Source organism: Aminobacter sp. P4_D5, from assembly GCF_056401815.1.
In genome coordinates this window covers 1-523 of sequence record NZ_JBFUIP010001372.1, presented here as the reverse complement: position 1 = coordinate 523, position 523 = coordinate 1, and the positions used below count along the sequence as shown (strand labels likewise).

The window sequence follows — 523 nt, the reverse complement described above, 5'->3', positions numbered from 1 at the left end:
TCCTCCGCCCAGGCCAGGAGCTCGTGCCCGGTCTCCTGGGCATAGGCGTGAAAGTCCTTCACGGCGGCGGGATCGGTGGCGAGCAGGACCAGGGTCTCGCCCGGCGCCATGCCACGCAGCGCCTTGTTCGCCTTGAGCACGGGGAGCGGGCAGGCGAGGCCGCGCAGGTCCAGGGGCAGGTCGAGGGGATCGGGCATGTCCCCCCTATCCCACATCCGCCCGGGCTTGCCCGCAAGGGGTGAGGGCTTGCCCGCAAGGGGCCGGCCGACGCAGCCTGCCGGCCATGCGGATCGGCGTGGATTTGGGCGGGACCAAGATCGAGGTGGTGGCGCTGGACGCGTCGGGGGCGCAGATCCTGCGCCGCCGGCGGCCGACGCCGCCCGCCTATGCGGAGGTGATCGCCGCCATCGCCGGGCTGGTCGCCGGGGTGGAGGCGGAGCTGGGCGACCGCGGGACGGTGGGGGTTGGTATCCCCGGCAGCCTCTCGCCCGCGACCGGGCTGGTGCGCGGCGCCAACTCCACC

2 protein-coding genes are annotated in these 523 nt (G+C 74.6%); one reads left to right on the top strand and one right to left on the bottom strand.

All coding sequences use genetic code 11. From position 1 onward, the window contains the following. Positions 1-197: sulfurtransferase TusA family protein (locus AC1DWF_RS38480; protein ID WP_476843652.1), on the bottom strand; the 197-nt coding region annotated here is incomplete at its 3' end. An 86-nt stretch (positions 198-283) separates the two neighbouring features. On the opposite strand from AC1DWF_RS38480, the gene AC1DWF_RS38475 reads away from it, so the two are divergent. After that, positions 284-523: ROK family protein (locus AC1DWF_RS38475; protein WP_476843651.1), on the top strand; the 240-nt coding region annotated here is incomplete at its 3' end.